Raw genomic sequence first — 13,194 nt, 5'->3', positions numbered from 1 at the left:
ACGTCCTGCCTGGTACTGACCGAGGCTGTGAAACAGCGGGATTTAACCCGTCATCTCGCTGCGCTCGGGGTGGGGGAATTTGAGGTGGCCACAAGTGGGGGAATTTGGGTGGCCATCAGGGGTCTGACCACAACCCATTGAGTCCAACGGATTTTGTCGCCGCTCTGCGGGTGCCACTAGATTCTGGATCAATAGAACCGCCGAGAGACTCCACCTTCACTGAGCCGCTCGGCTTGAGTAGTTACTACACGGGAGGTGAATTGTTTTACAGGCGCCTTACTGGATTGCAAGGTGCTCCCTGTATTACTCGCGATTTTCCGTTGCAAGAACCCAATGAGTCTCTGGTAGATTTTGGATTTCGAGTGGAGAAGGAGCGTAGCGATTTGCTAGGAGATGCACTTCGGTCATATTTTGTCAGCGGTGCTGTTCGTCTATTTTTGTCTAAACGAAGTCTTTGTGACGCTCGCAATGCAGCGTCTGATACGGAAAAAAGAGTTCGATTGAGGTCGCCCAAACCGCACACGATGCTTTTTCATCCGTCTGCTCGTATTGATACTCACTTTACAGCAGCGCGAGAAGTTATCGATTGGACACAGGAATTTTTGTCTGATGTTATTCAGAGCGTGGCAGATGACATTGACTATAGTAGTCAATCCATCATGAGTGTTCAAGGACTTCTAAATCGCCTGGAAGCTGAGGATGGCAAATGGCGAAAATGGTTAACTCTTTTCGATGAAACGCGGCATTCGCTTTCATTTTTACCGAATGGTAATTTGAGTTCCAAAGTGGATGATGCAGATTGGCCTGAAATTAAGCGGCTACTCAAGAATGAGGTCTTTCCCCATACGCGATTGACGGTGATAAATAGCAATCCAAGGGCCGACGAAAGGCCACAGTTTGAGCCTGAGAAAGTTGGCGATGATCTATTTGTTGCAGCTAAAGACATTTTCACGATTTTTGTCTCTGGAAACGTTATGTCCCGTGGCATTACTCTAGAGGGATTGACTACGACGATCTTTCTACGTAGTGCGGACGAACCAGCGTCAGATACTCAAATGCAGATGCAGCGTTGGTTCGGTTATCGAGGAACCTACCTAAACATGTGCAGAGTTTTCTTGTTCACGGACCAGTATCACTTATTTCTTGCTTACCACGAGGGTGATGAAGCATTGCGCAAAGAAATTCTGGGTGAAATGAATGCTAATCCAGGTATTGCACCCAAGCCGACTGTTTTACAAGGACTTGGTTTTCGCGCCACAGGAAAAATTGCAAATTTGAGGGCATTGCCACTTTGTCCAGGTGCAGATCCATTTATCAGAGTTATTGAGACATCAGCATTTTCCTCAAACAACACTGGCGTCTTGGCGAGGCTGTTAGAAAGTAACACATGGTTCGACGTGGTCGTTGGAAATACGTTGCGCGGAAAATCCATGCAACGTCAACTGAGTTTGGTCCAAGTTGCTGAACTGCTTGAGTCGTTTAGGTATTCAAGTCACTCACCAAATCCCGAAGGAGAAAATCACAAGCGTTGGAGAGCATTGGAAGCGCAGAACGGGTTGACTTTTCCTGAGGCTCCTTTGTTCCGTCCGCCTAGTCATATTTTGGGCGGAGCAGAAATTGTTAGTCCGCCTTCTTGCCCATACAGTGTTGGTGCTTATTTGCGACTGTGGAGTGCATTACTAAGCAGGAAGGCTAGAGGAATTATTCCCACTGATGACCGAATTACTCCATGGTCCATGATCAATTTAAAAGAATACGCTGCGTCTGCACCAAAATTCTATATTGGCATCAGATACGGCTCTGCTGGAAAATGTGACGACCCTCGTCTGGCTGCTGAAGGAATACTTCGGATGGATCGCGGGTCTCGGGATGGCGTGCTTGTTTCTACTTGGGGTAGTAGGAATCCTGGACACGGTGATGATGCCTATCTCGGAGATCAACTGTTCGACTATCACGTTCATAGTGGTACTCCTCCTACTCGAACCGAAGGGGAACCAATCTGGAGAAAAAGAGGTTCTCCTGGATTGGTCCTATTCCATGTAATTCGTGGTATTGATGGGAAACAAGACGCTGTTACCGTGGGCCTCGCACTACCTTTGGGCGGTCCCGACCATATTGCAGCGCTAAGGCCAGGTTCTTAAGAGGATCAATGTTGAAAAATAATTACACTACATCGTTTGAAAATTTGTTGCGACTTGCGGAAGAGTTGCCGTTTCCAAAGTTTGAAAATGAGCGTGAGGTACATTGGTGCGAAGCTAGCCACACGATTGGATTCTCAAGACAGATAGGCGGCAACATCGAGTTATTCCTTTGTGGCGAGGAATTAAGGGCGAGTTCGCCATTGGTAAGGCGATATTTACGATTTGATCAATGGACTCGGACTACAGGTGATGTGTTTAAAGCAAACCGATTGGTATTGCCAGCCGAAGAGCATTTCACCGCAGCGACGGCCTTTTTGGCGGAAGAGCTTTTCCGCAAAGGTGTCATAGCGTCTCTTCAAAATGGGTTCTCACAAACGGAACCCCTCCTTGAGATGATTCTACGGAGAACCGCATTGAGCGAAGATGAGCTTCTCGGCCTGATAGGTGAATTGAGGTTTCTTGAAGTGCTACTCAGCGTCGCTTCAAATTCAACACAGAGAGCATTGGCGGTGAATGCGTGGCGTGGGCACGAGCAAGCATCGCGTGATTTCGTCTTTGGCAATGCCGCAGTGGAGGTTAAATCTACGCGGGGTGATAGATCGGTACACCACATAAATAGCCCCATGCAAGTTGACCCTAGACGCTCTGAATCCAGTGAGCCGCTAGAGCAACTTGATCTGCTAAGCCTTGGATTTAAGCCTTCGCCGAAGACTGACGGCAACGTTATCGGTATTACATTGCCGAGCCAGGTAGAAGTAATTCTTAAGTGGCTTGGATGCAATCCAGCGAGCACTGAACGTTCGGAACTCCAGAGTCTGTTTTTATCAAAATTGTCTTGCTACGGAAGTGACGCTGGCCACGGGTACATCCATGACGAAATGCAAACTTGGTCCCAATATCAGTCCAGTTGGCAACATGGTTTTATACGTGTTTACGATATGAACGACGAGGCGGTGCAAATATTGAGGCGCAGCGACATCAAGCGTCGAAGCCATGTGGTGTTTGACAGCGTGAGATTTAGCGTTGAATTACCAGAGCGCATCTCTGGCGAACTAAATCCTCAAAACGACCTCTTTACGTTGGCTAAAAAACTAGTCAAGTGAAATGTAGCCGTGGCACTTCTTCCATTGAGTCACAGGTTCAAGTTTCAAAGTTACTGTTGTGACTCAACAACTTCGGAAATCTCATGAATATTCACATTGATCTGACGCCCCTGATCTCGCTCATTGCAGGGGTTCTTATATTGCTCGTGCCAAAGCTCTTGAACTTCATTGTGGCCATCTATCTGATCGCAATCGGACTCATTGGTATGTTTGGCTTCGGGGCGCTTCACCTTAAATAGTGTTCCAGCAAATTGATGAAATTCGTCTGATTGCCACTACCGAACCAATGCAGAGCCCCAATGGGGTGCAGAGCAATCCTGCGGATACCCCGATTGCAACGTAATGGGACCCTATGCTGTACCCGGTCCGTTTGAAAGCTCTTGCTGCATTTCAGGGACATAAGTCGACGTGATCCAGGTGGATATAGCATCCGAAATCATCTCTTCAGGATGGCCTGCATCATCACTTTCTCGCGCCACTTGTTCTGCTGACGTGAGCACGCTGACAAACATCTGAAGAACGCCTTGAATTCCACCGCGCGCCAAAGCTGTGTCGCCAAGACTTTTCAATGCCTCCCAAGCGATCGCTTCATTTGTGGATTCCATTGGGTGAGCCTTACTTCAGTGCTTCTTCAAACTCAGCCAACTCTTTACCAATGGCTGTGTATTTTTTCAACTTGGCTCGGTTGTCAGCCCAATTAAGCATGGCACCCTCCAAGTTTTCTTTAAAGTGAGCGAGTGCTGATTCTTTGACCGCTTGGGTAGCTGTACTTGACCAGAGTTCGATCAGGTCTGACAGGCCATTGTCAAAATCTTCGAACGTTTCAAGGTAAATCCATTGGCCGCTTTTATCAAACATGTTTTCTTTCGGTAATTGAATGTGTTTTAGTTTAGCGGGGCGACCCGCCAAAGCTGAGCGGTCCAAGCCATCGGCAGCGGTGGGACATACTTCTGAATCCACCACCACCGAACCAATGCAGAACCTAAAGAGTTGTTTAGCTCAACCCAGAAATGAAAAAAGCACCTAAGTCGTAAGACCTAAGTACTTGATACATTACTATATTTGGCTCCTCGACCTGGGCTCGAACCAGGGACCTACGGATTAACAGTCCGGCGCTCTACCAACTGAGCTATCGAGGAATATTAAAAATAAAGACCTTGTGAAGAAGGTCTTTTAAATAAAGCTGAAATTTTGGCTCCTCGACCTGGGCTCGAACCAGGGACCTACGGATTAACAGTCCGGCGCTCTACCAACTGAGCTATCGAGGAATAAGCTTTAAATTATAGCGTGCTTTGTTTCGCTCTCTTTGCCCGCTTATAACGATTCGTATCAAAAGCTTGCCAAAAATCAATCATTTGTTCAGACATGAATTCCCGGATAATTCACAATTGCTAGAGGTGTCGCCTTCGGGTGACTGAGACATACTCTTTGAACCTGATCTGGGTCGTTCCAGCGGAGGGAAGCTTCTTCCTCTGTCGCCTGTCTGGCCCATGTCTTACTAATTTGGGAATTACATGGCCACACAACTCTCTTTTGCTGATCTTTGGTCCGATGTGATCGCCGTGCGCGAGCGCTCCCCACTGGTGCACAACATCACGAATTTGGTGGTCATCAATTTCAACGCCAACACGCTGCTGGCCTGCGGCGCTTCCCCGGTGATGGCGCATGCCCACGAGGAAGTGGCTGACATGGTGGGTATTGCCCAGGCGCTGGTACTCAATATTGGCACGCTGGATCCCTATTGGATCGAAAGCATGCGGTTGGCGTTGATCGCGGCCTCCAAGCGAGGCATTCCGGTGGTGCTGGACCCGGTGGGCGCGGGCGCCACGGCGTACCGAAACGCGAGCATTGAGCTTCTCTTGAAGGCGGCTTTGCCGACGGTGGTGCGGGGCAACGCTTCGGAAATCATGAGCGTGGCCGGCGTGGCCGGCGTGGCGGTGCAAACCCGTGGCGTGGACAGCAGTGCGGTGGTCAGCGATGCGCTGGGCGCAGCCCAGGCGCTTGCGCAGCGGACCCAGGGCGTTGTCTGCGTTAGCGGACAAACGGATCACATACTGGATGCCAATCGTCGTTGGGCACGCCTCTCCAATGGACATGAGTGGATGACCCGTATCACCGGGGTGGGTTGCTCTGCAACGGCGCTCATTGGCGCTTTTTGTGCGGTTCAGTCCGATGCCTGGCGGGCCACGGTCGCCGCCATGGCTTATCTGGGCGTTGTCGGCGAAGTGGCCGCTGAAAAAGTGATCGCGCGTGCTTGCGGGGTGGGCAGCATGCAGATGGCCTTGCTGGATGGCTTGCAGCTGCTGGATGCGGGCACGTTTGAGCAGCGCTTGAAGCTGGAAGTCGCCGAGTGGTAAACGCGATTCGTTCGACGCAGGGCCTGCCCCGGCAGGCCCTGCGCTTGTATCTGGTCACCGACCAGTCCAGCGCCGGGGAGCGCACGCTGATGGATGTGGTGGCGGCTGCGGTGCAGGGGGGCGTGACCTGTGTTCAGTTGCGCGAGAAGCAGCTCAACACCCGCGATTTCTTGGCCCAGGCAATGATGTTGAAAGCGTTGCTGGCCCCCCATGACATTCCACTGGTGATCAATGACCGGATTGACGTGGCGCTGGCTTGTGGCGCACAAGGCGTGCATCTGGGACAGAGTGATATGCATGTATTGCAGGCGCGTCAACTGTTGCCGCCGGAGGTGTTCATCGGATGGTCGGTGGAGACAATGGAAGATGTTGCCCGCAGTGCCTCGCTTCCGGTGGACTATCTCGGGGTGAGCCCAATTCACGCCACGCCGACCAAAATCGATACCCAAAAACCTTGGGGATTGGAGGGCTTGCGTCAAGTGCGGTCCGCGACCGCTTTGCCGCTGGTGGCCATTGGTGGTATTCATGCCGCTAATGCGCGGGCTGTGTTGTTGGCCGGGGCCGACGGCCTGGCGGTGGTCAGCGCGCTCTGTGCGGCGCAAGACCCCTGCGCGGCGGCGGCGGCGCTTAGAAAACTCATTGACGCGCAATGAAATTTCAAACTCTCACCAGACCCGTTACGCAAGGATAAATTGATGACTGTTGATTCTTTCAAATTTGAGTACCCTAGAGTCCTTTCCATTGCCGGCTCGGACAGCGGCGGCGGTGCAGGCATACAGGCCGATCTGAAAACCTTTTCGGCGCTGGGTTGCTTCGGTATGACCGCCATCACCGCGCTCACGGCGCAAAACACCTGCGGCGTGCGCGCCATTCACGCTGTACCGCCGCAGATGCTGCGCGACCAGATTGATGCCGTGATGGAAGACATTGGCGCCGATGCCGTCAAGATTGGCATGCTGCACTCGCCGGAGATTGTGCTGACGGTAGCCGAGGCGATTGACCGGTATGCAATGACAAATGTGGTGTTCGACCCCGTGATGGTCGCTACCAGTGGTGCGGTTTTAATCGACAACACAGCTTTGGATGTGTTGGTGCGCGAGCTGTTTCCGCGTGCAACGGTGATTACCCCCAACCTGGATGAGGCCGCGTTGCTGGTGGGGCGAGCTTTAACCACTTCCCAAGATATGGAGCAGGCCGCACTTACCCTGCTGGACAAAGGCGCGCGTGCCGTATTGATCAAAGGCGGCCATTTGCCGGGCGACACCGTCATCGATTTGCTGGTGATGAAGAGTGGCGAAAAATTCTGGATGCAGGCGCCGCGCATTCACAGTCCCAACACCCACGGCACCGGCTGCACGCTCTCCAGTGCCATGGCGGCGCATCTGGCCTTGGGTGCTTCGCTGGTGGAGGCCGTGCAGCACGCCCGTGCCTTTGTACGGGAGGCTTTGCAGGCTGGCGCACAGGTGCGCACTGGCAAGGGCAGTGGTCCGCTGAACCACGGCCATGCCCCAGTCGCGATGCGACTTATACCGCTGCGTTGATCGCCGCTTGCAGGCTGGCTGCCATGGCCTCCGGCTGCTCAGCGGCGACCAAGGCACGCACCACGGCCACCGAGCCCACGCCGCTGACGAGTACATCCGGCAGTGTGCTGTGGTCAATGCCGCCGATGGCGACCAGTGGACAGTCGCGCATCAGGCGGGCATAGGCACTCAGTCGTCCCGTGCCCTGTGGGGCGGTCACCATGCGCTTGAGGGTGGTGGGAAATACGGCCCCCATGGCCAGGTAGCTGGGACTGAAGCGGTCGGCACGCAGCATCTCGGCATAGCCATGACTGCTCAGACCCAGACGTAACCCGGCGGCACGGATGGCTTGCAAATCCGCCAGTTCAAGGTCTTCCTGCCCCAAATGCACGCCATATGCGCCTGCGGCAATAGCCGCTTGCCAATGGTCGTTGATAAAGAGCAAGGCGTCCGTCCCTTGCACGGCTTGCACGGCAGCGCTGACCTCCCGTTCAATGGCCCGCGTGTCGTCCGACTTGAAGCGCAGTTGCACCGTCGGCACACCGGCCCGCGCCATGCGCGCCACCCACGCCGCATCAGGCAGCACCGCATACAAACCCAGTTTGTGGGGACAAGCGGCGAACGCATCTTGCCGTGGCCACGGTCGCATGCCGAAGTCGGCAGGATCGTCCGGCCAGGCGCTGGCGTTGACGTGGCCGGTGCGTTCGGTCATGGCTTGCCACGCGTTGGCCAGGCATTCGGCGTCAGGCTCGATGAAGCCCAGGGCCAGGCAGGCCTGTTTGGCGGCGCGGTAAACCGGGGCGTCGCTATGGAAGACTTCCGGCTGGGTGGTGTCAGCCGTCAGCGCCAGGCCTGGATGGGCCGCGATGATGGCGTTCACCATGAGGTTGTGCGTGATCATGTGCATGGACCTGCTCAAGCCTGATGCCAAAAAGGGGTGCCCAGCACCGGGGTGCTGGGTTGCGCGGCGTGCTGCTCGGTCATGGTGCCGCTCCGATAGGCGTCGCGGCCTGCCTGCGTCGCACTGGCGAAAGCGCCGGCCATGCGGATCGGGTCTTGCGCCAAGGCAACCGCCGTGTTGAGCAACACCCCATCAAAACCCCATTCCATCACCTGGCAGGCGTGCGAGGGCAATCCCAGGCCAGCATCCACGATCATGGGAACCGACAGTCGTTCGCGCAAGGTTCTCAGGGCGTAGGGGTTGATGGGGCCTTTGCCGGTGCCGATGGGAGCCGCCCACGGCATGATGGCCTGGCAGCCAACATCGACCAGTCGTTGGCACAAAACAAGATCTTCGGTGCAATAGGGCAGTACCTTGAACCCATCCTTGATCAGACGGCTGGCTGCGTCCACCAGGTTGAGCGTGTCAGGCTGCAAGGTGTAGTCGTCACCAATCAGCTCCAGCTTGATCCAGGAGGTTTCAAACACCTCGCGTGCCATTTGGGCCGTGGTGATGACCTCCTGAACGCTGTGACAACCGGCCGTGTTGGGTAGCACCGGCACATCAAGCTGTCGCAGCATGTCCCAGAAACGGTTAGGGCTGTCATTGGTGCTCACATTCTGTCGGCGCAGCGACGCGGTCAGCATGGCGGGTTGCGCCTTGCGCACCGCATCTTCCAGAATACGGGGTGACGGGTAACGGGAGGTGCCCAGCAGCAGGCGGCTTGAGAAGGTCTCTCCGTACAGAATCAGTGGGTCGACAGACGTGACGGTGGAAGGTGCAGTGGTCATGATATGAAGCAGTTAACCGCCAGTGACCGGCGCAATGATGTCAATGCGGTCGTCTGGCTGGAGCAGTTTTTGGGTGTACTGGGTGTTGGGGACGAACTGCAGGTTCACGGCCGCCGCAAACGGGAGCCGCGCTTGCAACAGGGCAATCGCATCTGCCAGCGTCGCCCCGACCGGCAGTTCTTGTTCAACCTGGTTGATGAAGACGTGCATGGAATCAGTCTTGTGCATTCTGGATGGTCAAAGAAAAAGTACTCGCCAGTGGCGATGTTTGCTGATTAAACAGCTCCATCACCACATCCAGCATGGCCGGTGCAATGAGAAAACCGTGACGATACAGCCCGTTGATTTGCAGCACGCGGTCGCCGAGCCGACGGATGGACGGCAGGTTGTCCGGCAAAGTAGGGCGACATTGTGTCACCAGATCCAGAATCCGTGCTTCTGCAAAGCCACTGTCGACCGAATAAGCGGCACTCAGCAATTCCAGGGTGGAGCGCACACTGGCCGGTGACAGGTCATCGGATTCAATTTCAGTGGCGCCGATTCGAAAAATGCCATTTTCTTTGGGCGCGATGTAGATCGGGTAGCGGGGGTGGATCAGACGGGTGGGGCGGCTCAACTTCACCTCTGGGGCATGCAGCATGATGACTTCACCGCGTACCCCGCGCAGGGCGGGCCATTGTTCGCGTGCACCCAGCCCGCGACAGTCAAACACCCAGTCCGGTTGCCCTGGATTGCCAGGTGCAAAGTCACCGGGGGAACGTGGGCTGTTCCAGTGCAGCTTGGCACCCCGACTCTGTAGCTGGTGCAGCATGGCGGCCAACAGCTGGTGATTGTCCAGTTGCCCCTCGCCCGGCAAATAGAGACCTTGGGCAAAGCGTGCGCCCAAGGAAGGCTCAAGCTGTGCCAAGCCGTTGGCATCCAGTCGTTGCGCCTTCGGCAGGGCGGGCAGCTTCAAAGTTGTGGCATCCAACAGACGTGAAAACCGGTCGGCCTCCGCCGCATCCTGCCGATGCCACAAAACCATCGTTCCTTCCTGCTGAAAAAAGACTGGTTCATCAAGTTGCGCAATCAGTTCAGGCCAGCGTTGTAACGCGTGCATGCCCATTTGCACCACAGGGGTCTCGGTGATGGCCGATTCGGCCAATGGCGCCAACATGGCCGCCGCCGCGCGGGCGGCCGAGGTTTGTGCATCGGGACCACCGGACTCAAACAATTCAAGGCTGTGACCCGCACGCGCCAACTGGCATGCCAGCAGTCGCCCCATCAGGCCTGCGCCCAAAATAACGATATTCATATTCATTCTCCGTTGATGGTTTTACGAGTGCTTGGGACGCGTGAGCCAAGCTAGTGTGAAAGTCAGCGCAAGCGTTGGCAGGGCTGCCCCCCATTGGGGCGCCCATTTGGCGATAACGTGATAGGTTGCCACGCCGCCCAGCCACAGCAGCGCCGCCGTGAGGTCAATCTTGCGTTGGGGTGGCGCGAAGCTGGGCTGGCCGACACCCAATCGGCCCAGAATGACCCCATACAGAGGGACAAAAACCGAGCTCAACAAGAGCAAAAATGGCTCCAGACTGTGCATCGGCAGCACCAGTGCCAGCCCGGTGCACAGCACCGCCAGTGCCAACCCCCATTGCCGGATGGTCCAGGACGGCTTGATGCTGTGCGCCGACACCGCACCCGAATAAACATCGCCATAAGCGTTGTCAATTTCATCAATAAGGATCAGGCTTAGGGCGATCAGGCCGCCTTGCGCCAGCAGCAGGGCGCTGACCAGATTGGCATCCGGCTGCGCCACGCTGACCACCATCACACCGAGGGCGTAACACCAGATGTTGGCCATGGCGTAGCCCAGCCAGGTGCCGCTCATGGCACTGCGACCCGAGCGGCCGTGACGGGCATAGTCGGCCACCAGCGGCAACCACGACACCGGCATCGCGATCACCAGGTCCATGGCAGACAACAGGCTCATGCTGCCGTCACCTTCCCTGGCCCAGAAAGCGTCCAGGCCGGTAGTGTGCAGTTGCCCCCCAAATTGCCAGGTGAGCCACAAGAGTGAGGCAATCACCAGTGGCAAGCCGAAGCGGCTGATGATTTTGCGCACCAGTTGCGTCATGGAGCCGGCCAGCAACAAGGTCAGCACGGCACCCCACAACAGGGTGGTGATGGCGATGCCGCCCGGGCCGTCAAGCGCCAGCCCAAACGACTGTTTGCCGATGGCCGCGGTGCCGTCGCGCATGATCACCAGCTCGAACGTGGTCCAGCCGATCAGCTGCGCAATGTTCAACAGCACCGGCAGCCGTGCAAAGTAGCTGCCATAGGTGGTGTGCATCAACCCGGCGCTGGTCAGGCCGCTATCGCACCCCAGTTTGGCGGTCCAGGCCAGCAGGCCAGAGCCCAGCAACGAACCCAGCACGATGGCGATCACGGCATCTCGGCTGCCCACGGCGGGGACAAGGTAAGCGCCAATTTGCATGACCAGCAAACCGACACCCAGGCTGAACCAGAGCGAGGCATGCTCATGCCAGCGAAAAACCCGCTCAAAGTCAGCCACCGGCGTCAAGGCCTTGTTTTGGGCGTTGGGACTGTTTGTGTGTGCCATCCATTTGCTCCAAGCAAAAGAGTTGGCAGGTGGGCTTGATCTGGACGGGGAGATGCGCTACCAAAAAATTCGGCGGCGCCCCCAAACCGGACATGCTTCCCTGCGCGAGGATTACCTCAATCAGGTTCAAAGGGACTTTCTCAGTCGCCAGGCCTCCATAAGAAGCCGGGCAACACCCCTAGCGAATGTGCTCAGATGAGCACAGTTTGTAATTTTACTTAGTCAAACACGGGTGTATCAACACCCAGTACCTTGTGCAGTTTGGGACTGGTAGTCGTGTACTGCAAAAAGACCTTTTTCTCAGGCGAGATGATGGGCATGGCGCCAAAAGCCGCCAAGGCGCATTCATGGAAACCACTCAAAATCAGTTTCTTTTTGCCGGGGTAAATGTTGATATCACCCACCGCAAAAATGCCCGGCACACTGGTTGAGAATTTCTCGGTGTCGACCTTGAGCTGTTTGCGTTCAATGTCCAGACCCCACAGGGCAATCGGTCCGAGTTTCGGGCTCAGGCCAAAGAACACCAGCAACACATCCAAGGGCACAACGCGGGTTACGCCATCGGCGCCGGTGACTTTGACACCAGAGAGCTTGCCGTCTTTTTCGTCATAGCCGGTCACTTGGCCGACGATGAATTGCATCTCGTAGGCTTCGCACAACTCACGCATCTTGGCCACGTTCGCCGGGGCCGCTTTGAAGCCGTCACGGCGGTGAATCAGGATCACGCTTTCAGCCTTGTGCGGGCCTTCCTTGACAAAGTCCAGTGCCCAGTCCAATGCCGAGTCACCACCGCCGACGATGACCAGGTTTTTACCTGCAAAGTCATCCGGGTTTTTGACGCTGTAGAACAGCTGCGTGCCATCAAAGGCATCCAGACCCTCAACCTTGAGCGTACGGGGCTGGAAAGCACCCACGCCAGCGGCAATGAAAATGGTTTTGGTCAGAAACTGGGTACCCTTTGACGTTTCAACAAAGAAACGGCCATCGTCCTGTTTTTGCACAACGGTCACTTCCTGGCCGTAATGAAAAGTGGCGCCAAACGGCTCAATCTGCTTGAGCAGGTTGTCTGTCAGCTCCTGGCCGGTACAGACCGGTACGGCGGGAATGTCGTAAATCGGCTTGTCCGGGTACAACTCAACGCACTGACCACCGGGGTGGGCGAGTGAATCGATGACGTGGGCCTTGATTTCCAGCAGACCGAGTTCGAAAACCTGGAACAGTCCCACCGGGCCAGCGCCCACGATGACAGCGTCGGTTTCAATGGGGCCTTGGTGGGCTAGTGCGGTGTTGATCACTTCTTGGTTCAATTGAGGTTCCATAACTCTGTTTGGAATTTATTTGACAAGCATCGAGAGCTTGCCCGTCTTGTCTTTCCATTCTTCGGCGTCCGGCAACGGCGCTTTGCGTTTGGTAATGCTTTTCCAGGTAGGCAACTTGGCCAACTCGGCATTGAGCTTGGTCATGTGCTGCTGGTCGGCCGGCACATCTTCTTCGGCGTAGATGGCGTTCACGGGGCACTCGGGAATGCACACAGCGCAGTCAATGCACTCATCGGGATCGATGGTCAAAAAGTTGGGGCCTTCGCGGAAGCAGTCCACGGGGCAAACGTCGACGCAATCGGTGTACTTGCATTTGATGCAGGCTTCTGTAACGGTATGGGTCATTTTGTGGTTTTCGACGAGTGGGTGGAAACCCTAGATTTTATTGGGTTTCCAAATCCCTTTGGTTCAAATTAACCTTCAA

The 13,194-nt window shown here is 55.4% G+C and carries 15 protein-coding genes, 2 tRNA genes and 2 riboswitches; of the genes, 6 read left to right on the top strand and 11 right to left on the bottom strand.

Translation table 11 applies throughout. The features are described 5' to 3' along the window. Positions 1-233 precede the first annotated feature (233 nt). From HHJ17_RS05410 to HHJ17_RS05400, 3 genes are all read left to right on the top strand, one after another. On the top strand, positions 234-2,141 hold the full coding sequence (locus tag HHJ17_RS05410) for a Z1 domain-containing protein (RefSeq protein ID WP_296505189.1): 1,908 nt from the start codon (positions 234-236) through the stop codon (positions 2,139-2,141). 8 nt (positions 2,142-2,149) lie between these two features. Next, a complete protein-coding gene (locus HHJ17_RS05405) occupies positions 2,150-3,244 on the top strand; it encodes a PD-(D/E)XK motif protein (protein ID WP_296505188.1) in 1,095 nt (364 codons plus the stop codon). A gap of 83 nt (positions 3,245-3,327) precedes the next feature. Beyond that, positions 3,328-3,483: a DUF3096 domain-containing protein gene (locus HHJ17_RS05400; protein WP_296505186.1), complete on the top strand. Its 156-nt coding sequence runs from the start codon at positions 3,328-3,330 to the stop codon at positions 3,481-3,483. Between the two features lie 111 nt (positions 3,484-3,594). Here the strand turns inward: HHJ17_RS05400 and HHJ17_RS05395 are convergent, their stop codons facing one another. The 4 genes from HHJ17_RS05395 to HHJ17_RS05380 all read right to left on the bottom strand — a co-directional run bounded on the left by HHJ17_RS05395 (position 3,595) and on the right by HHJ17_RS05380 (position 4,512). Beyond that, a complete protein-coding gene (locus HHJ17_RS05395) occupies positions 3,595-3,849 on the bottom strand; it encodes a hypothetical protein (RefSeq protein WP_296505185.1) in 255 nt (84 codons plus the stop codon). A gap of 10 nt (positions 3,850-3,859) precedes the next feature. Next, a complete protein-coding gene (locus HHJ17_RS05390; protein ID WP_296505183.1) occupies positions 3,860-4,204 on the bottom strand; it encodes a hypothetical protein in 345 nt (114 codons plus the stop codon). Positions 4,205-4,307: 103 nt separating this feature from the next. Next, positions 4,308-4,383: transfer RNA gene (locus tag HHJ17_RS05385), tRNA-Asn, on the bottom strand. A 53-nt stretch (positions 4,384-4,436) separates the two neighbouring features. Further along, positions 4,437-4,512: transfer RNA gene (locus tag HHJ17_RS05380), tRNA-Asn, on the bottom strand. Between the two features lie 115 nt (positions 4,513-4,627). After that, a riboswitch (TPP riboswitch) is annotated at positions 4,628-4,722 on the top strand. Between the two features lie 36 nt (positions 4,723-4,758). Here HHJ17_RS05380 and thiM point away from each other — a divergent pair. Genes thiM through thiD form a run of 3 tightly spaced genes read left to right on the top strand, consistent with a single transcriptional unit; the run spans position 4,759 to position 7,142 of the window. After that, positions 4,759-5,601: a hydroxyethylthiazole kinase gene (gene thiM / locus HHJ17_RS05375; protein ID WP_296501967.1), complete on the top strand. Its 843-nt coding sequence runs from the start codon at positions 4,759-4,761 to the stop codon at positions 5,599-5,601. Then, on the top strand, positions 5,595-6,254 hold the full coding sequence (gene thiE, locus HHJ17_RS05370) for a thiamine phosphate synthase (RefSeq protein ID WP_296501968.1): 660 nt from the start codon (positions 5,595-5,597) through the stop codon (positions 6,252-6,254). The genes thiM and thiE (HHJ17_RS05370) overlap by 7 nt, the downstream gene beginning before the upstream one ends. Positions 6,255-6,296: 42 nt before the next feature. Continuing rightward, a complete protein-coding gene (gene thiD / locus HHJ17_RS05365; RefSeq protein ID WP_296501970.1) occupies positions 6,297-7,142 on the top strand; it encodes a bifunctional hydroxymethylpyrimidine kinase/phosphomethylpyrimidine kinase in 846 nt (281 codons plus the stop codon). Here thiD and thiE (HHJ17_RS05360) read toward each other — a convergent pair. The 7 genes from thiE (HHJ17_RS05360) to fdxA all read right to left on the bottom strand — a co-directional run bounded on the left by thiE (HHJ17_RS05360) (position 7,126) and on the right by fdxA (position 13,115). Beyond that, entirely contained in the window at positions 7,126-8,022 is an 897-nt protein-coding gene (gene thiE / locus HHJ17_RS05360; protein WP_296505195.1) for a thiamine phosphate synthase, read from the bottom strand. The genes thiD and thiE (HHJ17_RS05360) overlap by 17 nt on opposite strands. A gap of 14 nt (positions 8,023-8,036) precedes the next feature. Continuing rightward, entirely contained in the window at positions 8,037-8,852 is an 816-nt protein-coding gene (locus HHJ17_RS05355) for a thiazole synthase (protein WP_296505181.1), read from the bottom strand. A 12-nt stretch (positions 8,853-8,864) separates the two neighbouring features. After that, the gene (gene thiS / locus HHJ17_RS05350; protein WP_296502022.1) at positions 8,865-9,062 is read right to left on the bottom strand and encodes a sulfur carrier protein ThiS; all 198 of its coding nucleotides are present in this window, start codon (positions 9,060-9,062) and stop codon (positions 8,865-8,867) included. A 4-nt stretch (positions 9,063-9,066) separates the two neighbouring features. Continuing rightward, entirely contained in the window at positions 9,067-10,152 is a 1,086-nt protein-coding gene (locus tag HHJ17_RS05345; RefSeq protein ID WP_296501974.1) for an FAD-dependent oxidoreductase, read from the bottom strand. Positions 10,153-10,167: 15 nt separating this feature from the next. After that, positions 10,168-11,451 carry a cytosine permease gene (locus HHJ17_RS05340; protein ID WP_296501976.1) on the bottom strand — a complete coding sequence of 428 codons (1,284 nt, stop codon included), beginning with the start codon at positions 11,449-11,451 and terminating at the stop codon, positions 10,168-10,170. A gap of 80 nt (positions 11,452-11,531) precedes the next feature. Beyond that, a riboswitch (TPP riboswitch) is annotated at positions 11,532-11,641 on the bottom strand. Between the two features lie 28 nt (positions 11,642-11,669). Continuing rightward, a complete protein-coding gene (locus HHJ17_RS05335) occupies positions 11,670-12,770 on the bottom strand; it encodes an NAD(P)/FAD-dependent oxidoreductase (RefSeq protein WP_296501977.1) in 1,101 nt (366 codons plus the stop codon). Between the two features lie 15 nt (positions 12,771-12,785). Beyond that, entirely contained in the window at positions 12,786-13,115 is a 330-nt protein-coding gene (gene fdxA, locus HHJ17_RS05330) for a ferredoxin FdxA (RefSeq protein WP_296501978.1), read from the bottom strand. Positions 13,116-13,194 lie beyond the last annotated feature (79 nt).

The organism is Rhodoferax sp. (assembly GCF_012927445.1).
Lineage (GTDB): Bacteria > Pseudomonadota > Gammaproteobacteria > Burkholderiales > Burkholderiaceae_C > Rhodoferax.
This window is presented reverse-complemented; position numbering and strand designations above follow the sequence as displayed.

Bases quoted from the DNA above. Each gene is read 5' to 3' on its own strand.
- HHJ17_RS05340 (WP_296501976.1), bottom strand. From the start codon at position 11,451: ATGGCACACACAAACAGTCCCAACGCCCAAAACAAGGCCTTGACGCCG.
- HHJ17_RS05345 (WP_296501974.1), bottom strand. From the start codon at position 10,152: ATGAATATGAATATCGTTATTTTGGGCGCAGGCCTGATGGGGCGACTG.
- thiS (WP_296502022.1), bottom strand. From the start codon at position 9,062: ATGCACGTCTTCATCAACCAGGTTGAACAAGAACTGCCGGTCGGGGCG.
- HHJ17_RS05405 (WP_296505188.1), top strand. From the start codon at position 2,150: ATGTTGAAAAATAATTACACTACATCGTTTGAAAATTTGTTGCGACTT.
- thiE (WP_296505195.1), bottom strand. From the start codon at position 8,022: ATGATCACGCACAACCTCATGGTGAACGCCATCATCGCGGCCCATCCA.
- HHJ17_RS05355 (WP_296505181.1), bottom strand. From the start codon at position 8,852: ATGACCACTGCACCTTCCACCGTCACGTCTGTCGACCCACTGATTCTG.
- HHJ17_RS05395 (WP_296505185.1), bottom strand. From the start codon at position 3,849: ATGGAATCCACAAATGAAGCGATCGCTTGGGAGGCATTGAAAAGTCTT.
- fdxA (WP_296501978.1), bottom strand. From the start codon at position 13,115: ATGACCCATACCGTTACAGAAGCCTGCATCAAATGCAAGTACACCGAT.
- thiM (WP_296501967.1), top strand. From the start codon at position 4,759: ATGGCCACACAACTCTCTTTTGCTGATCTTTGGTCCGATGTGATCGCC.
- HHJ17_RS05400 (WP_296505186.1), top strand. From the start codon at position 3,328: ATGAATATTCACATTGATCTGACGCCCCTGATCTCGCTCATTGCAGGG.
- thiD (WP_296501970.1), top strand. From the start codon at position 6,297: ATGACTGTTGATTCTTTCAAATTTGAGTACCCTAGAGTCCTTTCCATT.
- HHJ17_RS05335 (WP_296501977.1), bottom strand. From the start codon at position 12,770: ATGGAACCTCAATTGAACCAAGAAGTGATCAACACCGCACTAGCCCAC.